Raw genomic sequence first — 21,910 nt, 5'->3', positions numbered from 1 at the left:
GATGAAAAATTCTGAATGGTATCCGATTCCCGGCTATGGGGATAAGTATTTGGTCCGGCGGGATGGTACAGTCAAAAATGGTAAAACAGGTAAAGTGCTGACACCTGTGAAAAAAGACGGCTACCTGGTAGTCCGCCTAATCCATCAGAACAAAACTAAAAGCGTTAAGGTGCATAGGCTGGTAGCAGAAGCATTTATTCAAAATCCTGACAATCTCCCGGTGGTAAATCATATCGATGGCAATAAGGCCAATCCGCGATCCGAAAATCTGGAATGGGTCAGTTTTTCGGAGAATGCGAAACATGCATATCGCTTGGGACTGAATAGGGTATCAGAGAAGCGCCGGCAAGCCGCATCCAGTGTTGGAGCGAAAAACGGTAGAAAATCCAGTAAAGCTGTTTTGCAAATGGATAGATCCCGCAAGGTCATTCAAAGATATCCGAGCATTAATGAGGCAGAGCGGCGCACAGGTATTCGTAGGCAAAACATTACCCGTGCATGTAAACAAGAAAATTTCCAGGCAGGAGGGTACAAATGGGAAAGAGTATAGAATTTTTTATGCCAATGGTTCCGCCGACATGTACACATCAGGAAAAGAAGGTCCGGGTTGTAAACGGGAAGCCGGTATTCTACGAACCGCAGGAATTGGCTATGGCCAGGGCGAAGCTGGAAGCACACCTGTCTAAGTATATGCAGAGTGCACCGTACACGGGAGCGGTCAGACTGATTACAAAATGGTGCTTCCCCCGCGGGAATCATTTAGACGGCGAATATAGGGCCTCAAAGCCCGATACAGACAATTTACAGAAGATGCTTAAGGATGTCATGACTAAGCTGAAATATTGGCAGGATGACGCGCTGGTGGCGTCAGAGGTGATAGAAAAGTTCTGGGCGGAGATCCCCGGGATATACATCAGGATCGATCCGCTATGAACGAGCTGCAGAGATATCAGGATATGATTGTGGATTCCTGGAAGTTCTTCCGGCTGTACAGCCAGCCGGACGGATCGGAAGAGTTCTGGGAACGAGCGACAGCGGCCGCGCAGAAGATGGACGAAAAACATAAGTCAAAGTTCTTCCGGGATCTGATGGTGGCGGTCCTGTCAGAACTGAAAAGGATAGGTGAGGGAAATGCGCTGTCCTAAATGTGGTCAAAAAACACTGGTAATGGATTCTCGGGAATATATCGGGAATACGGTCAGGCGCAGGAGGGTCTGCCCTTGCGGGTATCAGTATTACACACTTGAAAAAATAATTGTGATCAAAGATCAGGAGGATGATTGAAATGAAAGTAACATACGATGTGAATTTTATCGATGAACCGGTAAAAAAGGAGAGAAGGAGATCGGAGGAATACTATAAGATTTTGAAGTTCCTGAAATCGGACCACGAAAATATGTGCCTCTCCTATGCAAACCATGAGATCGCGAAAAAACGGAAGCAATCACTGTACACCACAATCCGGAGAGAAGAGATTCCGGTAACGATTAAAATTAAAGGTGCGCGGATCTGTATCTTTAAAGCGAATTAGGGGTGCAGAATGACGATCCGTGAGGTTTTGGAAGCTGATTGTAACGTGGGAAGAATTGAAGTTACAATCAGGAGCCGAGAGACAACAAAATACATTATGAGGTATTGTATCGGCCAGGATGTAAGGCCAGCAATATCAGAAACATTGATTTATGGGTCAAAATGTGGTGATGTTTATAGCGATGCGGAAATGAACACGCTGTATATCCGGCAAACCATTAATCATTACCAAATATCGCAGCTTAGGGGAAAAGGAGTGATTATAAAGAATATCCCAACGGAACTATTGGAGCTTTCGGTCGGCCGCATGTCACCTTGCTATTTTGGATGGTCCGATGGATTACATGGATACCATTTTGATTGCTTTGTAGACACCTGGAACGGAATCCGCGGGGAATATGAGCAACTTACACTTGATTTGGATTAAGGATTCGGAGGTTAAACGTGTGGGAATGTTTTTAAGAATCGATTTCTCTAAACAGATGGAAGCAGATTGCAAGGAATGTGATGATATGAATGAGCATGGAAAGACAAAGAATTGTGAATATTGTAGTTGTAACGGTGGAGCACTTGAGTGTCTGGGAGAGTATATGCGCATTAACGATTATGATAATTCACAAAATTAGGATTTCCGGGTGACCGGAGGAAGGAAAAAGTTATGAAACTGATTGACGCAGATGCATTTAAAGAGGAAGTTGCGGCGGTTGCTATCCAGACCGGAACAGTGGAAGCAGCATCTAAAGCCAATGTCATTATACAACTGATTGATATGCAACCGGATATAAATAATATGCCCAGAAAACCTGTAGTAAATAAATATTATTATTTCTGTCCTGCGTGTGGAAGTCGGAGAACAATAAAACAGAAGCATAATTATTGCCATGACTGTGGGCAGGCGCTTGATTGGGAAAACTGAAATTTAAGGAAAAGGAGATTTTATGAACAATAAAGGAACTCAGCGTTATGCAGATAAAATTAAAGAAATACGAAGCAATACAAATATGCTGGAAGGCTGTAAAAATCGTATGTGCATTACGGATGAAAGAGAAGAACTCTTGAATCTGTATGCGTCGCTTACTTTATATGCTGCCGAATTATATCGATTGAATCGTGAGAGGCTGTTCCTTGCTGAATATGGAGACAGCACTCCACCAAAGGAAGGATTGGATAAATGATAAGGGAAAGGGAAAGCACCTGTGGTCGGTGCCGTAAATCTATAATAACAAAGGGAAATTGGTTTAATCAAATCTTTATAAATCCGCTGAATGACTTGCAATTTTGTTGTCATTATCTAAAACATCATAACTTAACAAGGCGATATCTAAAAATCATCTTGTTATGCATACTTGAGATCGTAGCCGGTTCCATTATACAAGCAATATTTGCGATATTATGGGTAGTTACACTTCCATTTTGGGCAATTCATGAATTCGTAGCATAACAGAAGAAAGAAGGTAAAATTGAAATGAGGAAGAAAATATTAGTAGCATTTGTAATCATTGGAATGGTATTTACGCTTATAGCATGTCAAACCGAAGCGCAAAAAGTTTCTCATAACTTATCACTTGAAGCGGATAATTTTAATGTCGTAAGGCAGCTTACGGTGATTAATTGCCTGGAAGGCGATGTGCTGTTTCAAATGACCGGCAAAATGTCTATTACGGCAGACAGGGCAGACAATCAGCTTGAGGTTATAGTGGAAAACGAGGACGGGACCTATAAAAAACATTTTGTGGGGCTAAGCGATAATGTTACATATGTAGTGGAGGATTTAGATATTAACAATGTTTCTAAGTACCGTTATACGCTGAATTATAATCCGAAGATGTGGATACCGGTCGAAGTGGAAACTATCGATTAATCAGGAGGAATTATGCCGAGAAAATCAAAGAGTGAAGATCAGTTGTATGTAAAGCAGAATATCAGTATGGAGCCGGAGCAACGAGAACGGCTGATAGAGTATTGCGAATTAATGAAAAAGTCAATGTCGTGGGTGATACGGCAAGCACTGAATCAATATTTGTTTAAGCAATAAATTAAAGGGCTGCGGTTAAGCTGCAGCCCAAAAAAAGAACATCGAGTCGAACTGACATTCGAAAAACAGGCGCCGCCAATGCCTGCAGGTTACAAGGAGGGAATACAAATGAGAAATACGAAAGAAGATGTTATTAAGAATGTACTATGCGATATGTCCTGTGTGCTGGGGTCTGAAATGCTGCAAAGACTGGAAAATGTGCTGATTACATCATTGCATGGGATTAAGCTTGAAGAGGAATGTACCGCGGTGTCAACGGAGCTAGACCAGAATGAAATGATTCTTCGCCGGTTTATCACTGACAAAACGCTTGAAAATCTGGATGTAAAAAGTATTAAGCAATATGTCCGGGCAACCTACAAAATGCTTGAATCAGTAAATAAAGACTACCGGCAAGTATCTGCTGTGGATATGAAGGATTATCTGATTATGTATAAACGAACCCATAATATATCTAATACCACACTGTCCAATATCCGGTTATATATTTCAAGTTTTTATAGCTGGGCCTGCAATAATGGATACGCAGCTTTTAATCCAGTGAAGTGTATCAGAAATATAAAACCAGATCCAAAAAGAAAAATATACCTAAATGAAGATGAAAAAGAAAAGATCCGTGATGCATGTAAGACACCGTTTGAAAAAGCCTTAATCGATTTTTTACTTTCCACAGGGCTTAGGGTCAGTGAATTGGTATCTGTTGATATCACGGATATAGACTGGGATCGAAATCAAATGACCATATTGGGAAAGAGAAAAAAATACAGAAAGGTATTCCTTACACCGAAAGCCAAAATACACCTTATCGACTATTTGAAAACTAGGGATGATAACCTGACAGCGTTGTTTGTAGTAAATGGCAAGCGTGGACTTCGAAGACTAAGTGTTTCCAAAGCAGAAGAGATTACAAAGGATTTGGGTAATCGTGCAGAAATTAAGAAAAATTGTACAGTACATATTTTCAGGAAGACGATGGCTACTTCCTTGCACCGGAATGGTTGCAGCATTGAATATATCAAAGAGATATTAGGCCATTCTTCCACAAAAGTAACCGAAGAATGCTATTTGACGATCGAAGAAGCAGATATTCAGTATGCATTTAACAAAGCAGCGTAGAAAGAAGGGATTGTTTGAAAATGACTAAGGAACGGCTTGAACAGTACCGTAGTCTTAAAGCAGAAATTAAGGAAATAAAATATAAGCTGGATCATTTAGGGGAGGGCGACAGCCTGATCGGGAACGACGTGATCAACGATTACCGGACAGGATACCCCAGGCCACAATCTGTTGTGGGTTTTGACTGGGAGACGTATAAGATCCGAGAAAGGCGTTATACGGAATTGAAAGAAAAGGCCGAAAAGGAATGCGTTGAGATTGAACAATTCATCGATAGTATTCAGGACAGTTTGACCAGACGAATCATCCGTATGCGGTATGTAGATGGCATGGAGCTGCAGAAGATCGGGAACCGGATTCACCTGGATAAAAGCAATGTATCGAGGCGTATTGACAGTAGTTTGAAAATCGCAACGCACGCAACAAACGCAACCGTATAATAGATAATAGAGATATCAGAAATGATTTCTCCCCTCCTTTATATAAATTTGGCGCGGTCGCTGGTTGTCACAGGCCGGCGGCTGATTAGTCTGAAAGAGCTTTCAGACAGAACTGATTGAGAATCAGTTAAACATAGTGAATGCCTGTTTCTGCAGGCGTCGGGAATACTGTTAGTGGTAGACAGGCCGGGTCGCTACCGGAGCATAGGGTTCGAATCCCTTTTTCCTGACTAAATGATTATATTAGCATCCCCTGGGACAGCTTCGGCTGGATCTGGGGGATTATTCTGTTCAAACCGGCCGTGATTGGAAGGTGGTGGTATGGCCAATGAAGAGAACTTAAAACGTTTAACCCCGAGCGAAGCACGAGAATATGGCAGAAGAGGTGGACAAAGATCTGGCGAAGTACGACGTCAACGGATAAATTTTCGAAAAACGTTAAATGCGATCCTGGCATGTTCCGTGGATAACCCTGAATGGGAAGCCACCTTTGCCATGCTGGGACTTGATAATACATTGGAAAACGCTGTAAATATCGCAATGATTAAGGAGGCTACTAAAGGAAATGTAAAAGCCTATGAAGCTATCGCACGGTATGCTGGTCAATCCGAAAAGACCGAAGCTGATGAAGCTGAACAGAAGATCCGGACAGACCGAGCTAAGAGGGCCAGAGATCAGGAGGTTGGAGACGAAACCGGGGCGGAGGAAAATATCCAGGCGTTTATGAAAGCCATGAGTCCTACCCAGGAAGAGATTGACAGCCTTTTTGGAGAAGACGATGGGGAGGAAATGGAAGATGCCGAAGAAGCAGAAGAAACCGGCGAAGTTTGATTTTAAGCCATTTTCAGAACAGCAGCGCAGGCTTATCCATTGGTGGAGGCCGGCGGTAAAATACAGCCAAAATGATTTTGTAATAGCAGATGGAGCAATCCGATCAGGCAAGACGATCGCTTGTATCATTGGTTTTCTTACATGGTCGCAAGAAATGTTTTCAGGCCAGTCGTTCATATTGGCTGGGCGAACAATGGGCGCGCTCAAAAAGAATGTTATCCGGCCTATGATTCAGATTATGGAGGCTTGGGGGTGGCCGTATACTTATATCCGTTCTGGTACAGATGCCAGAATCGAAATAGGCAGTAATGCTTATTATTTATATGGAGCGAGTACGGAAGCCAGTCAGGATACATTACAGGGTCTTACAGCGGCGGGAGCTTATGCCGATGAAGTGGCGTTATTCCCCCAGAATTTCATTGATCAGATGATCAGTCGGTGTTCGATAACAGGATCAAAAGTCTGGATGAACTGTAATCCCGGGAATCCGCACAATTACATTAAAGAAGAATTTATTGATAAGGCGAAAGAAAAATATGTGTATCATTTGCATTTCATGATGGATGATAACCTGACACTTTCGCCAACGGTGAAGGAGCGATACCGGAGGGCATGGCAAGCCGGTAGTGTTTTTTATAAGCGTTTTATCCTGGGGCTTTGGGTTGCGGCAGATGGCCTGATCTATCAGCAGTTTGCCGAAAATGTGGTAGATTATACGGTGAGCAGCAAGTGGTTGGCAGAAAACCAGATCATGTATGCAGTAATCGGAGTCGATTTCGGAGGTACGAAGTCGGCTCATTCTTTTACGCTGACAGGATTTACAAAAGGATATAAACAGGTGGTTGTGTTAGATGAATACTACTGCAAAAAACGTCTGAACCCGAAGCAGTTACAGGATGATTTCATAGATTTTGTCCGGAGGGCGCAGACGAAATATAAAGTCTACGAGGCTTATTGCGATAGCGCCGAACAGACGTTGATCGCAGGACTTGAGACAGCCTGTATTCAGGCACATGTGAACATAGATATCAAGAACGCTATCAAAGGTCCGATCAATGACCGGATCGCCTTCTATAACAGCCTGATCGCACAAGGTCGATGGAAGGTTATGAAGCATTGCAAGAACATCATCGGTGCTTTCGAACAGGCGGTTTATGATGACAAGAAAAAGAACCAGGATATCCGGCTGGATGATGGCCTGATGAACGTGGACAGTTTAGACAGCACGGAGTATAGCACGGAGAGCGTGCAGGAAGATATTCTGTATATCGCAGTATAAGGGGGTGATGGATTGGGAGCGATACAAAGTTATTTACAGAAGAAGCGAAAGTTCGGAGGTGTGTCAGACACCACTTACAACCACATAGATGAATGGTTTGCATGGTATCAAAATGATGTGAAGAAATTTCATGTCTACTGGATCTATGATGGAATTCAGAGCAAAAAATGTAAGCGGTATAAGCTGGGTATGGCAAAAAAGGTGTGTGAGGACTGGGCTAATCTTCTGCTGAATGAAAAGGTAGCGATCAAGGCCGGGGCTTTTGACAAAAGGTTGAAGGAGATCTTAGAGGCCAACAACTTCCAGACCAGAGCGAATCAATTAATCGAGATTTCTTTCGCCCTGGGAACCGGAGCGCTTGTTGAATACTTAGACGCAAACGAAAATAAGATCATCGATTATATCCGGGCCAATATGATTTACCCGCTATCCTGGGACAACGGAGACATTACCGAATGTGCCTTTGGTTCCGTTCGGGTGGTAGATGAAAAAGAAAGAATCTACCTGCAGATTCACCGGAAGGGCATTGCGGCGGATGGCGAAAACCCCGATATGTACTATATCGAAAACAAATACTTGGATGCCAGTACGGGGGACGAAGTGGATCTTCCGGATGATATAGACGATATTGTTCCAACCGGATATAACAAGCCTTTGTTCCAGATCATCACGCCAAATATCTGCAACAACGTTGATCTGGATAGCCCTATGGGCATTTCTGTGTTTGCCAATGCGATCGATCAGGTAAAGGGCTGCGATCTGGTCTATGATTCATACATGAACGAGTATGTACTTGGTCGAAAGAGGATTCTGGTGCCATATTCACAGGCAAAGATCATGCAGGAGAAAGATGGGGGCCTGCAGCCGGTATTCGATCCGAATGATACCGTCTATTTTGCAATGCCTGGGGATCGGAATAGTGACTTGAAGATAACCGAAGTGGATATGAATATTCGCGCAGCCGATCATGAACAAGGGCTAAATAAGGCCCTGGACCTCATGTCACTAAAATGTGGGATGGGCACCGGCCGTTATAAATTTGAGAGCGGCGGAGTTAAGACAGCAACGGAAGTGATCAGCGATAAGTCCGATCTATACCAAAACCTGCAGAAAAATAAAACACCTATAAAGGCAGCTTTGGTGGCCATGGTGAAAGCCCTGGCTTATTTGGAAACTGGTTCTGATAAGCTGGAAATCAATGTGGATTTTGATGATTCGATTATTGAGGATACCAATACTACAGTAGATCGCAATATTAAGCTTGTTACGGCCAGTCTCCGATCAAAGCTTACAGCGATTATGGAAATTAATAAATGCAGCGAAGCCGAGGCAAAGAAAGAATTGGAGCGAATTGTCCAGGACGGGCAGATTACCGGCAGCAATGTGGATTGGACACAGGGAGATGGAGCTGATCCGGATGAACCGGAAGAGGAAGAGCAGGGCGGTGATGAAGTAGATGAACCTGATCGAGAACCAAAGGGCGGCTGATCTTCCGGCCGGAGCCTTTCAAGATCTGGAAGAACGCCTGATGGCAAATATCATTCGGCATTGCAAAGACTATGATCAGCCGATCGCCACCGATCAATGGTTAATGAAGAAGTTAGCCGAGATTGGGAAGTTGAACCAGGAGAACATCAAAATCATTGCCCAGTCTACAGGCGTTTCGCAGACGGCCATGGAGCGGATGCTTAATGACATGGCCGAGAAGGTGATCAAAGAGGTAGAGCCGGGAATGAGGCAGCTTGTCCGACAAGGGTTGGTCGGAGAAGCGGTGCCGATATCACAAAGCAAAAATGTGAAGCAGGTACTTACGACGCTGCGGGGACAGGCAAAGGATACCCTCAATCTGTGCAATACCACGATGCTATATAAGGCCAGGGACGCTTTTAAAGGTTTGGTCAACAACATGGCCTCTACAGCGCAGGAAATAGCTCAAAAACAGAACTTCCTTGATATACTAAACGAACATGCCACAATGGCTGTCATAGGGGCAGAATCAAGGCAACAGGCGCTTACAAAGTGCATCCGGGAATTCAATGAAAAGGGAATTCCGGCCTTTGTTGACCAGGCGGGGCGAGAGTGGACACCGGAAGCATATGTGAATATGAACATGAGATCCACATCGAACACGATGGCCGCAGAGATACAAATGGCCCGGGCCGATGACTATGGGATTGATCTGGTCGAGGTTGACAGTCATTCCGGCGCCCGGCCAAAATGTGCAAGGGACCAGGGGAAGATTTTTGACAGATCGAACCAATCGAAAAAGTATCCGCACTGGAACACGTCCAGTTATGGAGAACCCGACGGTCTTCTTGGCATAAATTGTGGACATCACATTTTCCCATACATAGAGGGGGTATCGATCCGCCGGCATTTTCCGACCGAAGATCTGGAGGCGAACGACAAAGAGTATAAAGAAGTACAGGTCCAGCGGTCCCTGGAAAGATCTGTAAGGAAGCAAAAACGAGAATGTATGCTCTATGATCAGATAGGAGATCAGGAAGCCTTCCAGCAAGCATCCTATAAGCTTAAGGCCAAAGAAAAGCAATTAAAATCCTATGTGGACGGCAACGATAAATTACACCGCCGTAGGGATAGAGAGCAAGTTGTGGGGTTCGACAAGCGTGTCAGTGCAAAAGCCAGATCGTCGGAAAGAGAGTATATTGCAAAACAGGCCGGCAAAGTAGACGAATCGTCTATCAGGCAAAGAAACCAGGCTGCAGCGGAGAACTGGGCGATCAAGCATCTCGGAATTAAGAAAACAAATTATGCTACACAAAGCATAGAGGTTGTCAATAACACAAATAAAGCATTGAAAAAAGTATTTAAAGAAATGCCTATACTCAAAGGCTTTATTGATGAAGTAAGCTTTGAAGAAATCGATGCCGTAGCGAAAGCATCCTTAAGGTTAACAAAATATGGAACAGTGTCTACAAAGTTATCGTTGTCTTCGCTCTTGGCGGATGATGAGCAGGCAATACAGCAGATGATTGATCAAAACGTAAATGCAGGTTTCTGGACAAGAAAAAATGGCTTGCATGGGATTATTAAACATGAGGGAACACACCTGGCAGAATATTCAATGACATTAAAGAGATACGGTGTCAATAAGGAATTTGGAGGTGGCGATCTATCTGGGGCCATAAAAGCAATAAAATCTCACGAGATAGCCGAAGAAATAAAACAGAAAGCACTTGCGGCCTGTAATTTGCCTGATGATAATGATATAATAAAGGCAAATCTATGTGAGTATGGGGCAGCCGAAGGGCCGGGAGAATTCCTGGCAGAAGCGTGTTCGGAATCGCCGCCTCGGAAGCTGGCCAAAGAAGTGCAGAAATTATTTGAAAAGGAGATGGGGAAATAATGCTATTTGAAGTACCGGAAAAGATCCGGGATAAATTTCATTATTCCGGATCAGGTGGATATCTGGATGATCCATATACGCCGGATGAAAAAAGGATCTGTGACGAATTCGTCAAGAAAATGAAAGAAGCAAAGAATCAAGAAATAGTTTTCGAAGAGTAAACCACTGGCTGATCGGCTGGTGGTTTTCTTTATACAAAAAAGTCGAACGGACGTTAAACGGAGGTAGTTATATGTATAAATTTATGAATAACCCTTATGTCAGAATGCCATTTTTCGAGGCTGACAAAGGAGGAGGTGCCGGCGGATCCGGCGAAGACGGCAATAATGCCGGAGAGGGTGACGACCCGGACGAAGACGATTCGGACGAAACGGAGGAAGAAGAACAGGAAGAAAAGAAATTCTCCCAGAAGGATATTGACGAAGCTGTTAAAAAACGCCTTGCTCGTGAGAAACGAAAATGGCAGCGCGATCAGCAGAAGCAATCCGCAACAGGTGGTGTAAAAAAAGATACGGATTCTGATCCGGACAATGAAGGGGACGCCGAAGCGGATAAAAAAGCCAGAAAGGCAGAAGAAAAAGCCGCAGCTTTAGAAATGAAGTGGGCCTGTTTGGAACATGATGTCAAAAAGGATTGTGTAGATGATGTTCTGGCGCTTGCCAAAGTGCATATGGCAAAGGATGAAGACATGGACATTGAAGATGCGATCGACGCAGTATTGAAAAAATATCCACAATTTAAGGATGGATATGAGGAAGAAGATACAGATGGGGATCAGGAGAAAAAAGGCTGGGGCCAACGTCACGGTAAAGCACAGAAAAAAGAAACATCGGTAGACGATGATATCAGAAAACAGCTATTTGGAAAATAAGAAAGGATGATGTAAACGATGGCAGCATTTACACTTGCAGATGCAAAAAAATTAAGTCAGGATAAACTGACAAACTATGTAGTCGATGAATTCCGGAAGTCTCCGCTTCTGGACGCAATGGTATTTGATGATACCGCAAAGCCGCAGGGCGGCAATACGATGACTTATGTGTACAACCGGGTGACTACTTTGCCGACGGCGGCGGGACGTGCCCTGAATTCGGATTATACGGCACAGGAGGCAAAAACTTCCCAGATCACCGTTAACCTAAAAGTATTTGGCGGATCTTTTAGTATGGATCGGGTCATTGCGAATTACGAAAAACAGGTTGTAGATCTGGTTAAATTCCAGTTGGAACAGAAAGCCAAAGCTGTACGTGCACTGTTTGCTGATTGGTTCATCAATGGTGACAGCTCGAAAGACGCGACGGCTTTTGATGGGCTGACAAAGGCTTTGAAAGGATCCAAAACAGAGATTACGCTTGAAGATTCTGCCCTTTTAAATTTATCCTCTGCGGCCGATCTGAAAGCAAACTGGCAATCCTTCCTGTATGAATTGCGCCAGGTCGAAAAGTTGCTGGATGGGGAACCGGGAGTTATTGGAGTTAACCGGGATCTGTTCGCGGTATTCCAGTCTGTAGCAGATCTGTCCACCCAGTTCCAGCAGACAAAAAGCGAACTGGGAACCCAGATTGTTAAATACGGGAATGCGCTAATTATGGATATGGGGGATAAACCGGGAACCGCAGATCCTATTATTTCCACAGATTCCGCGAAAGGGACAACGGATATGTATCTTTTCCGGATCGGGCTGGATGCCGTACACGGTATCACGCCGGAAGGAACGAAAGAGCCTAAAATCTATCTGCCCGACATGACAAAACCTGGCGCTGTAAAAACCGGAGAGGTTGAAATGGTGGCAGCCATGGCATTAAAGGCAACCAAAGCCGCTGCAGTTCTGCACGGGATCCAGGTGGCACCGGCTTCCGCTCCGTCCGCATAAGATTGGAGGCGATCAGGTGCCTTACGTAACAAAGGAATACTATGATAATACCTTCCACGGGGAGCCGGTAGACACAGCCGACTTCCCGGGCCTGCAGGCCAGATCGGAAGAAATCATCGAAGAAATGTGCATGTATCGGATTCGACCGGAAGTAATGGACACGTATGGATCAGACATCCAGGACCGGATTAAAAAGGCTGTATGCGCACAGATCGAGTACCTGGACGTGAATGGTGGCAGTGATATGGACAATGGGTCCGATCTGCAGAGTGCGGGGCTGGGCAAATTTAGCTATACAAAATCGTCCAGTGCAAACGGGAGTACGCAGCAATCCATATATGCACCCAGGGCAGCACGGCTCCTGGCCCCTACAGGGTTATTATACCGGGGAGGTGGGGGTTATGCGTCCAATACCTAAAAAATTACTTATACATGCGGTTATGCTTCACAAAAAGACAGGTGAGGGACGTTGGGGTGATGATCAGATGGATGATGGACTAAAGCTTACCCGTGTCCGCATGGAGCCGTCTAGCAAGGTTGTTCGTGACAAAAACAATTCGGAGATACAGTTAGCGGCGACTCTTTTCTTCGACTGCAAAAACAGCCGGCCGAAAGGTACAAGTTTTGCGGTGGACAATATAATCATATTTAACGATCAAAAACACCGGGTACAGATCGTAGAGCCATTGTATGACGGAAGTCAGTTGCATCATTATGAGTTGGGGCTGGTTGCCTATGCCTAAGATAACAGCGAGGGTAACCTTTGACAAAGCGGCGGCCGCAACCAGGATCCGGGCGGCAGGTAATGATGCGTTGACAGAAATGGGTAAGCAGGCATTGAAAGACACAACACAGCATGTTCCTCGTGATCAAGGCTTTTTGCAGGATAGCGGTATTACTAATAGTGATCGAGAAGCCGCCAATCTTTCCTTTTGGCTTCGGTGGGATGAACCATATGCACAGTATCTTTTCCATGGTGAAGTTATGTACGGGAATCCTACAAGCAGATCATATGGTCCTGAAAAGCTGAATTTTACAAGCGCCCTTTCCCGTATGGAGTGGACCAAATATGCAAAAGAGGTATACGGGGATAACTGGAAAAAGGCGTACCAGGCGGCATTAAAGGAGCTGATGAAAAAATGACCCCATTAACTGAATTTTTGGAACTTATGCTTGAAACAGCAGAACAGAATTGCGATCTGGATAATCCAATCTCCACGAAAGAACTCCCCGCGGCGGGTGGGATCTATGCGGAACTTGGATCTGGATCTACAGATAGAACATACTATGATAAAAGCACAGTCAAAACCGTACCGGTGCTTTTTTTGTGCCGTGCTGCAGATCAGCAAAGATGCCTGGAACAGCTATCCAGTATATGCGAGTATTTCCAACGCTTGAAAAAGTATCCGCAGGGAACACTTTTTTCCTGGCTGGATTCGGATATTTCGAAAGAACCGTCGAAGATCGGGCGGGATGAGGATGGGGTATGGCATTATTCTTGTATCCTGAATAATAAAATTTATTACTAAGAAAGGAATGATAACTATGGCAGAACCTACTTTACCGAGCAATACAATTACGCCGGAAATCAACTATGAAACAGAAGCCTATATAAATACTGCCCCCAGCACAGAACAGCCTTCCTGGGCAAGTATGAATAATCTGATGAAAAACATGAGTCAGTCGCTGAATGAAGTGTTATATCAGGCCAGCTATTATGCTGACAAGGGGTATGGCAGTACAGAAGTAACCGGTGCACAGATGACGCTGACGGTCACAGGAGACGTTAAACCGGGCGATCCAGCAGCGGACTACATTCTGTCCGATGATGTGCTGTATGGGCTTGGAGACGCGCGGAAAACCCATCTGAAATTAAAGAAGGGTGATAAAATCATCATCTGGCCTGTGACGCTGGCGAACATCACGCCGGCATACGGTGACAGCAACCAGCCAAATGCATTGACCGTTACAATCCACGGTAACGGCAGACCGGCGATTGGAACAACGACGAATACAGGAGGGGTATAATCCCCTCCCTCTTTAGGAGGATATAACATGGCATATCAGGCGAAAAGAAGAAAAAGATATGAGGAAGACTTTGAACTGTGTGACGAAGAAGGCAAGGTTGTAAAGACGTTGCATGTGTCTCTGGATGTAGACGATATGATTGGCAAAATCTATCGGAAATATGCCGACCTTACAAAAGTGCTGGCTGAAACGTCTGAAATGAAACGGAAGTCAGAATCCGGTGAGATCGTAGAGGATTGCATTGAACGCCTTGGAAATGCAGTTGTAAATTTGTTCGAGGCTGTGTTCGGTCCAGAAGATGCTGGAGAGATTGTAGCCTTCTACGATAACCGCTATGCAGAAATGTGCAAAGAGGTAGTTCCGTTTATTACCCAGGTTGTCGTTCCGCGCTGTAGCGACATAAAAAAGGAAAATCAAAAGTCCATTTTGCAGGGCTATAACCGGAAACAACGCAGACATATGTTCAAATAGGTGTGAGCATGGGATTTTTAACCGAACCGATCGAAACCATAGTTAGACTAGGCAATCGTAAATACAGAGTAAATGCGGCATTTAATGTTGTGTTGGACGTACAGCGTTTATACAAGGAAGAACTTCCGGACGAAGTGAAAATCGATCAGGCGTTACGGATGTTGGTGAAAGACCGTTTCCGTGTCTGGTGTCTTCCGGTAAAAGGAAAATCAGAACTTTTACAGGAGATTGTAAAACAGCATATAGATCTGCCACACCGGCCACCATCAAAGAACAATCAAAGGCTCATTGATTTCGAGCTTGACGGGGAGTATATATTCGCTTCGTTTTACCAGGATTACGGAATCGATCTGGAAAAAGAACAGGGGCTCCTTCACTGGAAAAAGTTCATAGCTCTTTTTCAGGGGCTATCAGACAAAACCAAAATCAAAGAGATCATGCGGATCCGCGGTATGGATATTCCGGATCCTACCAAATACAATCAGAAAGAAAGGCAGAACATAATAGAACTGAAATCATATTATGCGCTTCCGGTAGAAGGCGGAGGTGACCAGGCGGGGCTGGATGCATTGTTCTGTGCCCTCGAGGGCATGGCCCATGAATGAAAAAGAAAAAGTAAAGTGTCCATATTGCGGACACCCAATCAATGTATTTAAGAACAAGGACGCCGTCTGTAGAGGCGTCTTTTTAAAATGCAAAAATAAAGAGTGCCAAAGAATTTTTGAACTGAAAATAACAGGCTAGTGTGCCAATGTGCCGCCTGATCTATACAAGGGCAGGTGATGGACATGGCCGATGGCAAAAAAGGCGAGGTTGTATATGAGATCCGGGCTGATGACAGCCAGCTAGAGGGCGATCTAAATGCAGCGAATGAGAAGGTAGAAAAAAAGGCCGGCGGTGGAATGGAAAAATTGAAATCCATAGCCGGCGGAGCCGCAAAGGCAATCGGTACAGGCATGGTAGCCGCCGGAACCGCAGCGGTCGGATTAGGAGCTGCGGCGGTCAGCAGCGCGGTAGACGTCGATCAAGCAATGAATCAGTTTATTGCAGCGACCGGGCTTGCGAAAGACGGAACGGATTATTGGCAAAAGTCTTTGGAACAGATTTACAAAGACAATTACGGAGAGAACTTCGAGGATATCGCAGATGCCATGGCAACGGTCAAAAAAGAGGTTGGTGCCCTGGATGACGCAGAGCTGACAAATTTAACGGAGTCGGCTTTTGCCTTACGAGATACATTTGACTACGATATAACCGAATCGGCCAGGGCTGCAAAGGCTATGATGGATAGTTTTGGGACCGACGGTGAGGCAGCATTTAACCTAATCGCAGCCGGTGCCCAGAATGGTCTGGACTATTCCGGGGAGTTGATAGACAGTATTTCGGAATACTCTGTTCAGTTCGCAAAAATGGGTCTTGACGCCGATGATATGTTCAACATCTTCCAGGCCGGCGCTGATTCTGGAGCCTGGAATCTTGACAAAATCGGTGATGCAGTTAAGGAAATGTCTATTCGTGTGATCGACGGATCCGAAACGACAAAAGAAGGATTCGAAGCGATTGGGCTTAACGCCGATGACATGGCAGCTAAATTTGCCGCAGGCGGCGATTCTGCCCGTGATGCATTCCAGCAAACTATATCAGCGCTGGCAGAAATGGGAGATCCGCTTGCGCAGAATACAGCCGGCGTCAATCTGTTTGGGACGATGTGGGAAGATCTGGGGCCAGAAGTAGTATCCCAGTTGGCAAATATTACCGACGGAGCATATGACGCGGAAGGAGCCTTAAACGGGATCAAGGAAGTCAAATATGATGATCTCGGATCAATGTTTGAAGGCTTAAAACGTAGTGTAGAACTTTTGCTCTTACCGCTGGGCGAGCAGCTCATACCGATCTTAAGCGAGCTGATCGACGCGGTGCTGCCATTGCTGGAAGAGGCGCTTCCGCCCATAGTGGATGCGGTAGGGGAACTGATCACACAGCTTGCACCGGTGATCGAAGAGATTCTTCCGGTATTGATGGACCTGATCAATTCTCTTTTGCCCCCACTGATGGACATTATAAATGCGGTACTCCCCATAATAGTCCAGCTATTCCAGGAGCTTCTGCCACCGATAACGGAGATAATCAGCGCAGTGTTACCTGTTTTGCTGGATCTCATAAATGCTTTGCTGCCGATATTCCAGGTATGGATTGATATGTTAATGCCGATCATAGATCTATTTATGGAGCTTTTGACACCAATCCTGCAGCTAATTAGTGAAGCCTTAAATCCTTTAATCGAAGCTCTCGCACCGATTGTGGAACTAATGTCAAAAATAATGATTCCAGTTTTAGAGACGTTAATGTCAGTGTTTGGAGAAGTATTTCGCGGGATTGCTGACGTGGTGTCTGGAAGCATTAAAAACATAACAAACATCATCAAGAATATTCTTGATTTTATAAAAAATGTCTTCACGGGGAATTGGAAAGGTGCCTGGGAAAATATCAAGAATATTTTTAAATCCATTGCTGATACGCTTGGCGGTATTTTCAAGGCACCGATCAACTTCATCATAGATCTGATCAATGGGTTTATCAAAGGTATTAATAAGATTAAGCTTCCGGACTGGGTCCCGGGGATCGGCGGAAAGGGATTTAACATCCCGACTATTCCCAGGCTGAAAACGGGTATTGACTTCGTACCGGGGGATTTCTTTCCGGCGTATTTGGATTATGGGGAGCGTGTATTGACCCGTGAGGAAAATATGCGCTTTAACGCCGCAGGGGGCCTGGAAGGGCTTGAGAGGTCCTTAAGCGGTGGGAATTATGTACCTGATCAGAAAATCGTCTTAGGTAAAGGATGCATAGTCGTTCAGACCAATCTTGACGGCAGGACGGCCGCTACGGTAATGGCACCATACATGGACACAGAGCTGGGAAGCATATCACAGAATAAAGAGAGAGGCCAATAATGGAGCATACAGGAATAAAGATTGACGATAAGCATACAGCGAAAGACTGGGGATTACGAATGATATCCATGGTAATCCCCATGCCGGAACCGAAAACAAATTATATTGACATTCCCGGGACGGATGGATCGCTGGACCTGACACAAACCCTGACCGGGGACGTCCCGTACAATATGCGGGAAGGCGTGCAATTCACGTTTGATTATTCCGGCGGGTATGAAGATTGGCACGCCATGACAAGCGAGATCGCAAACTTCCTTCATGGCCGGAAGCGTAAAGTCATTATCGATTCGGATCCCGGATTCTATTATGATGGACGTCTGCAGATCGATTCGCAAAAATCCAGCGAGATCATGAATCAGATCGTGATCACTGGCACCATGGATGCGTATAAAAACGAGGTTGCCGACAGCCTAGGAGATTGGTTGTGGGATGATTTTGACTTTGAAACCGGGATCATCCGTGAATACGGAAACCTGCAGGTTGTTGGTGAGCTGAATGTCATAATTCCAGGCCGCCGCAAACATGTTATACCGGTAATCACAGCCAGCGCAGCAATGTCGGTATCGTATCAGTCAAAGTCTTACGATCTGGTAGCCGGAGTCAATAAAATATATGATCTGGCTCTTGCGGAGGGTGAAAACATCCTAACTTTTACCGGAAACGGTGTTGTGAGCATTGAGTATAGGGGAGGTAGCCTATAATGTATAGAATCATATGTAAGAACGGCAGTAAGGATTATGTGCTGCACGATACCAGAGACGATAAGACGATTGCTTTAAATCCGAAACTATCTCTGCAGCTTAATAAAACCGGAAGCCTTACCTTTGCGCTTCCGGCCGGGCATGAAAACTATGATAAGGTCAATAAATTATCCTCTGTCATCGAAGTATATCAGGATGATGACCTAATCTTTACCGGCCGGCCGTTGTCCGATGAGGTGGATTTTTACAATACAGGGACCATCCCCTGTGAGGGCGATCTATCATATCTGCTTGATAGTAAGCAACGGCCGTATGAGTATACCGGTGATATCCGCCCGTTCCTGCAGCAACTTATCACCAACCATAACTCCCAGGTCGAAACCGGGAAGCAGATCCAACTTGGGGATGTCACGGTGGTGGACCCGAACGGGTATATCAACCGATCGGATAGTGGATATACGGATACGCTGACTACGATAAACGAAAAACTGATCAAAACCCATGGAGGCTACATCCGGATCCGGCATGACGGTGGGAAGCGATATTTGGACTACCTGGCTGATTACGGGCATACAAATACGCAGGTGATCCGGTTTGGCGAAAACCTGATCGATCTGAAACGGTATGCAAAGGCTGAAAGCATCAGAACCGCAATTATACCGCTTGGGGCAGAAACCGAAGAGGAAGGTATCAATGGTACAAAATTGCGGGTCGACATTACATCCGTGAACGGCGGAAAAGATTACATTTATGATGATGAGGCCGTGAATGCCTGGGGATGGATCTGGGATACCGTCGAATTTGACGATGTGACGTTGCCAGAAAACCTTAAGGCGAAAGGGGAAGCTTACCTGCAGGATTGCATCAATCTGGTGAATACGATCGAGCTGACCGCGGTGGATATGTCCATGATGGATGTTGACGCTGAAAAAATCAAGCTAGGAGATTGGATCAGGGTGGTGAGCAGCCCGCATGGTCTGGACCGGCTTTTTTTAGTATCAAAAATGGATCTGGATTTAGTGAATCCAGGGAATAACAAGATCACCCTCGGGAGTACCTTCCAGACGCTTACAGAGTCAAATAATAAGAGCAAGAACGATATATCAGCCCGGATCGAGCAGATTGCAAGGTCTACAAACACCCGGATCAACCAGGCGGTCGAACATGCTACCCAGCTTATCACCGGTGGCTTGGGTGGGTATGTCATATTAGATCTGGCAGATGACGGCCATCCCCAGGCTATCCTAATCATGGATGCTCCGGATAAAAATCAGGCGACGAACATTATTCAGATCAACAAAAACGGAATCGGTTTTTCAACCTCGGGCATAGCCGGCCCGTACCGTAGCGCCTGGACCATAGACGGGCATTTTGTTGCAGACTTCATCACCACCGGAACTATGTTGGCAGACCGAATTCTGGGCGGTACTTTACGCCTGGGCGGCAAGGACAACGGAAACGGTGTCTTAGAAGTACAGGATGCCACCGGAACTGTGATCGCAACGCTGGATATTAACGGATTAACACTGAAAAAGGGTATTCTTAGCGGGATAGAAATACGCCTGCAGGACGACGGTAGATCCGGGAAATTCAGTGTTTCTTCTCCAACCGGATCCAGTGTAGAGGTATTGGGATCCCGGATTGGGATGCTTAAAAATGGGACATATGTGTTTCTGCTCAATGATATATTGGGAGATTACGCCGCTGCGAATTTGATCGGATCCCTTTCGGTACAGGCGGGCGGTGGAACCGGTGCGATAGATGCAGACGGCCAAATCACGGCCAGGGATGGATTCGCAACGGGTGGCGGTGTTGGATCAACGGATAGCATCCGTGTGATGACAGGCGAATCGTCCTATACAACGATCCAATTTAACGGTGGAATTATGACAGGTACAGAGTAGGAGGGAGGAAAAAGAATGGCAAACATAGCAGAATATCTGGAATATATTCTTGGTGCCAGATTGGGGCGAGATGTTCGCGGCTCCATCCATGATGCGATCAAAGCCGGGAATGATGAGATCGAAAGCTATGCGGCGGCGGAAGCTAGCAGGGAAGTGGCAGAACAGAAGCGTCAGACGGACACCACGGCCGCGATCAAGCGCTGCGATACCGCCGCGAACAATGCGAACGGCGTTGCTGATGACCTAATCGCCCGGAGGGAGGCCGGAGAGTTTACCGGTCCGCAGGGGCCGCCAGGGCAAGACGGAGCGGCGGTTGTAACACAATTAGATCCTGGGCTTTTTGCTATGGCTGTTGATAGCAACGGACATTTGATACTTACCCACAATGACAATGAACCCGTGCCTCCATTGGAAATCCATAGCGGACGCCTGGTTTATACAGTAAAAGAATAAGAAAGGAAGAATAATATGGCACAAGTTTTAGATTTAGGATCAGTAGTAGGACCGGCTGGATCAGACGGGAAAAGTATACTGTACGGAACTGTAGCTCCTACGTCGCAAGGAGTCAATGGGGATCTATATTTAAACGTATCAAACTGGGATATGTACGCAAAAGAAAGCGGATCCTGGGTGAAAAAAGGTAATATTAAAGGCGCGACAGGAGCTGCAGGGACCGCGGGTACCCCAGGAACAAATGGACAGAGAGGATCACAGTGGTTTGTCGGCACTGGAATAACCGGCACAAGTACAACAGCGACGGTTTTTTCGGGATCCGGTGTTACATCCGCCATTATCAACGATATGTATCTGAATACGAGTACGTCGGCTGTATATAGGTGTACAGTAGCCGGTGCTGCATCGGTGGCAAAGTGGGTATACGTCTGCAACATTAAGGGATTAAAAGGTGACACGGGAACCGCCGGAGCGCAGGGGCCAGCGGGGCCAGTGCCGACATTTTCGATCAACGCTTCCGGTCGCCTGATCGCGACTTACGAATAGGAGGTATGAGCTTATGGCAACAACCACAGTAGATTTAGGCCCCGTGATTGGGCCGCAGGGACCGGCCGGCGAGGTCGATCCAACAACAAAGATCCCGTTTACCACGCCGTCCACCGATGCCGATATGGCCAGCGGTGACCCGATCAACACCTTGTTTGGCAAGATCAAAAAACGCCTGACTGTCATCCTGGACAAAATTGGTGATTTGACCACGCTGACAACCACCTCAAAAACGAGTGCCGTGTCAGCGATAAACGAGTTAAATAATAATTTATCTGGTAAAATGCCGTTTGAAAAAGCAGATGAAAATCTCACTGCTAAAATTACCCTTTATGGATCTCGACTTACGTTAGATTGTATCCACACGGATGGCAGGATA

The 21,910-nt window shown here is 45.6% G+C and carries 32 protein-coding genes; all 32 read left to right on the top strand.

Annotated elements, in window-relative coordinates; genetic code table 11:
- Position 1: 1 nt before the first annotated feature.
- The gene (locus tag ABC831_RS24005; RefSeq protein WP_343250603.1) at positions 2 to 550 is read left to right on the top strand and encodes an HNH endonuclease; all 549 of its coding nucleotides are present in this window, start codon (positions 2 to 4) and stop codon (positions 548 to 550) included.
- Entirely contained in the window at positions 535 to 933 is a 399-nt protein-coding gene (locus tag ABC831_RS24000; RefSeq protein WP_343250602.1) for a RusA family crossover junction endodeoxyribonuclease, read from the top strand. The genes ABC831_RS24005 and ABC831_RS24000 overlap by 16 nt, the downstream gene beginning before the upstream one ends.
- Entirely contained in the window at positions 930 to 1,145 is a 216-nt protein-coding gene (locus ABC831_RS23995; protein WP_343250601.1) for a hypothetical protein, read from the top strand. The genes ABC831_RS24000 and ABC831_RS23995 overlap by 4 nt, the downstream gene beginning before the upstream one ends.
- Before the next feature lie 22 nt (positions 1,146 to 1,167).
- On the top strand, positions 1,168 to 1,284 hold the full coding sequence (locus tag ABC831_RS26580; protein ID WP_425524622.1) for an NrdR family transcriptional regulator: 117 nt from the start codon (positions 1,168 to 1,170) through the stop codon (positions 1,282 to 1,284).
- A 1-nt stretch (position 1,285) separates the two neighbouring features.
- A complete protein-coding gene (locus ABC831_RS23990; RefSeq protein WP_343250600.1) occupies positions 1,286 to 1,531 on the top strand; it encodes a hypothetical protein in 246 nt (81 codons plus the stop codon).
- A gap of 9 nt (positions 1,532 to 1,540) precedes the next feature.
- Positions 1,541 to 1,957 (top strand): hypothetical protein, encoded by a 417-nt coding sequence (locus ABC831_RS23985; protein ID WP_343250599.1) that lies wholly within the window; start codon positions 1,541 to 1,543, stop codon positions 1,955 to 1,957.
- Between the two features lie 231 nt (positions 1,958 to 2,188).
- A complete protein-coding gene (locus ABC831_RS23980; protein ID WP_343250598.1) occupies positions 2,189 to 2,446 on the top strand; it encodes a hypothetical protein in 258 nt (85 codons plus the stop codon).
- A 22-nt stretch (positions 2,447 to 2,468) separates the two neighbouring features.
- Positions 2,469 to 2,705, top strand: a complete 237-nt coding sequence (locus ABC831_RS23975) for a hypothetical protein (RefSeq protein ID WP_343250597.1) — start codon at positions 2,469 to 2,471, stop codon at positions 2,703 to 2,705.
- A gap of 290 nt (positions 2,706 to 2,995) precedes the next feature.
- Positions 2,996 to 3,391 (top strand): beta-sandwich lipoprotein, encoded by a 396-nt coding sequence (locus ABC831_RS23970; RefSeq protein WP_343250596.1) that lies wholly within the window; start codon positions 2,996 to 2,998, stop codon positions 3,389 to 3,391.
- A gap of 12 nt (positions 3,392 to 3,403) precedes the next feature.
- Positions 3,404 to 3,565: a ribbon-helix-helix protein, CopG family gene (locus tag ABC831_RS26575; RefSeq protein WP_425524621.1), complete on the top strand. Its 162-nt coding sequence runs from the start codon at positions 3,404 to 3,406 to the stop codon at positions 3,563 to 3,565.
- A 108-nt stretch (positions 3,566 to 3,673) separates the two neighbouring features.
- Positions 3,674 to 4,681 carry a tyrosine-type recombinase/integrase gene (locus tag ABC831_RS23965; protein WP_343250595.1) on the top strand — a complete coding sequence of 336 codons (1,008 nt, stop codon included), beginning with the start codon at positions 3,674 to 3,676 and terminating at the stop codon, positions 4,679 to 4,681.
- Positions 4,682 to 4,701: 20 nt separating this feature from the next.
- A complete protein-coding gene (locus tag ABC831_RS23960; protein ID WP_343250624.1) occupies positions 4,702 to 5,121 on the top strand; it encodes a hypothetical protein in 420 nt (139 codons plus the stop codon).
- A 321-nt stretch (positions 5,122 to 5,442) separates the two neighbouring features.
- On the top strand, positions 5,443 to 5,952 hold the full coding sequence (locus tag ABC831_RS23955; RefSeq protein WP_343250594.1) for a hypothetical protein: 510 nt from the start codon (positions 5,443 to 5,445) through the stop codon (positions 5,950 to 5,952).
- A complete protein-coding gene (locus ABC831_RS23950; RefSeq protein ID WP_343250593.1) occupies positions 5,918 to 7,231 on the top strand; it encodes a PBSX family phage terminase large subunit in 1,314 nt (437 codons plus the stop codon). The genes ABC831_RS23955 and ABC831_RS23950 overlap by 35 nt, the downstream gene beginning before the upstream one ends.
- Before the next feature lie 12 nt (positions 7,232 to 7,243).
- Complete coding sequence (locus ABC831_RS23945; RefSeq protein WP_343250592.1) at positions 7,244 to 8,719, top strand: phage portal protein; 1,476 nt, start codon at positions 7,244 to 7,246, stop codon at positions 8,717 to 8,719.
- Positions 8,688 to 10,598 (top strand): phage minor capsid protein, encoded by a 1,911-nt coding sequence (locus ABC831_RS23940; protein ID WP_343250591.1) that lies wholly within the window; start codon positions 8,688 to 8,690, stop codon positions 10,596 to 10,598. Before ABC831_RS23945 ends, ABC831_RS23940 begins: the two co-directional genes overlap by 32 nt.
- Complete coding sequence (locus tag ABC831_RS23935; RefSeq protein ID WP_343250590.1) at positions 10,598 to 10,759, top strand: hypothetical protein; 162 nt, start codon at positions 10,598 to 10,600, stop codon at positions 10,757 to 10,759. The genes ABC831_RS23940 and ABC831_RS23935 overlap by 1 nt, the downstream gene beginning before the upstream one ends.
- Before the next feature lie 71 nt (positions 10,760 to 10,830).
- A complete protein-coding gene (locus ABC831_RS23930; RefSeq protein ID WP_343250589.1) occupies positions 10,831 to 11,469 on the top strand; it encodes a hypothetical protein in 639 nt (212 codons plus the stop codon).
- 18 nt (positions 11,470 to 11,487) lie between these two features.
- Positions 11,488 to 12,471, top strand: a complete 984-nt coding sequence (locus ABC831_RS23925; protein WP_343250588.1) for a major capsid protein — start codon at positions 11,488 to 11,490, stop codon at positions 12,469 to 12,471.
- A gap of 16 nt (positions 12,472 to 12,487) precedes the next feature.
- Positions 12,488 to 12,889, top strand: coding sequence for a head-tail connector protein (locus tag ABC831_RS23920; protein WP_343250587.1), 402 nt, complete (start codon positions 12,488 to 12,490; stop codon positions 12,887 to 12,889).
- Positions 12,873 to 13,214, top strand: coding sequence for a putative minor capsid protein (locus ABC831_RS23915; protein ID WP_343250586.1), 342 nt, complete (start codon positions 12,873 to 12,875; stop codon positions 13,212 to 13,214). The genes ABC831_RS23920 and ABC831_RS23915 overlap by 17 nt, the downstream gene beginning before the upstream one ends.
- The gene (locus ABC831_RS23910; protein WP_343250585.1) at positions 13,186 to 13,614 is read left to right on the top strand and encodes a minor capsid protein; all 429 of its coding nucleotides are present in this window, start codon (positions 13,186 to 13,188) and stop codon (positions 13,612 to 13,614) included. Before ABC831_RS23915 ends, ABC831_RS23910 begins: the two co-directional genes overlap by 29 nt.
- A 26-nt stretch (positions 13,615 to 13,640) precedes the next feature.
- Positions 13,641 to 14,000: a phage tail terminator protein gene (locus tag ABC831_RS23905; protein WP_343250584.1), complete on the top strand. Its 360-nt coding sequence runs from the start codon at positions 13,641 to 13,643 to the stop codon at positions 13,998 to 14,000.
- 16 nt (positions 14,001 to 14,016) lie between these two features.
- Positions 14,017 to 14,499 (top strand): phage tail tube protein, encoded by a 483-nt coding sequence (locus ABC831_RS23900; RefSeq protein WP_343250583.1) that lies wholly within the window; start codon positions 14,017 to 14,019, stop codon positions 14,497 to 14,499.
- 27 nt (positions 14,500 to 14,526) lie between these two features.
- Positions 14,527 to 14,970 carry a hypothetical protein gene (locus ABC831_RS23895; RefSeq protein WP_343250582.1) on the top strand — a complete coding sequence of 148 codons (444 nt, stop codon included), beginning with the start codon at positions 14,527 to 14,529 and terminating at the stop codon, positions 14,968 to 14,970.
- A gap of 8 nt (positions 14,971 to 14,978) precedes the next feature.
- The gene (locus tag ABC831_RS23890) at positions 14,979 to 15,575 is read left to right on the top strand and encodes a Gp15 family bacteriophage protein (protein WP_343250581.1); all 597 of its coding nucleotides are present in this window, start codon (positions 14,979 to 14,981) and stop codon (positions 15,573 to 15,575) included.
- A gap of 183 nt (positions 15,576 to 15,758) precedes the next feature.
- On the top strand, positions 15,759 to 17,924 hold the full coding sequence (locus ABC831_RS23885) for a phage tail tape measure protein (RefSeq protein WP_343250580.1): 2,166 nt from the start codon (positions 15,759 to 15,761) through the stop codon (positions 17,922 to 17,924).
- A complete protein-coding gene (locus tag ABC831_RS23880; protein WP_343250579.1) occupies positions 17,924 to 18,628 on the top strand; it encodes a mtfA protein in 705 nt (234 codons plus the stop codon). Before ABC831_RS23885 ends, ABC831_RS23880 begins: the two co-directional genes overlap by 1 nt.
- Positions 18,628 to 20,532: a phage tail spike protein gene (locus ABC831_RS23875; RefSeq protein WP_343250578.1), complete on the top strand. Its 1,905-nt coding sequence runs from the start codon at positions 18,628 to 18,630 to the stop codon at positions 20,530 to 20,532. Before ABC831_RS23880 ends, ABC831_RS23875 begins: the two co-directional genes overlap by 1 nt.
- 15 nt (positions 20,533 to 20,547) lie before the next feature.
- Positions 20,548 to 20,985, top strand: coding sequence for a hypothetical protein (locus ABC831_RS23870; RefSeq protein WP_343250577.1), 438 nt, complete (start codon positions 20,548 to 20,550; stop codon positions 20,983 to 20,985).
- 15 nt (positions 20,986 to 21,000) lie between these two features.
- Positions 21,001 to 21,531 carry a hypothetical protein gene (locus ABC831_RS23865; protein WP_343250576.1) on the top strand — a complete coding sequence of 177 codons (531 nt, stop codon included), beginning with the start codon at positions 21,001 to 21,003 and terminating at the stop codon, positions 21,529 to 21,531.
- Between the two features lie 13 nt (positions 21,532 to 21,544).
- Positions 21,545 to 21,910: hypothetical protein (locus ABC831_RS23860; protein ID WP_343250575.1), on the top strand; the 366-nt coding region annotated here is incomplete at its 3' end.

It is taken from the genome of Diplocloster hominis (assembly GCF_032380655.1).
Taxonomy (GTDB): Bacteria; Bacillota; Clostridia; order Lachnospirales; family Lachnospiraceae; genus Diplocloster; species Diplocloster hominis.
The sequence above is the reverse complement of the archived record's forward strand: the minus strand, read 5'-3'. Positions and strand labels throughout refer to the sequence as shown.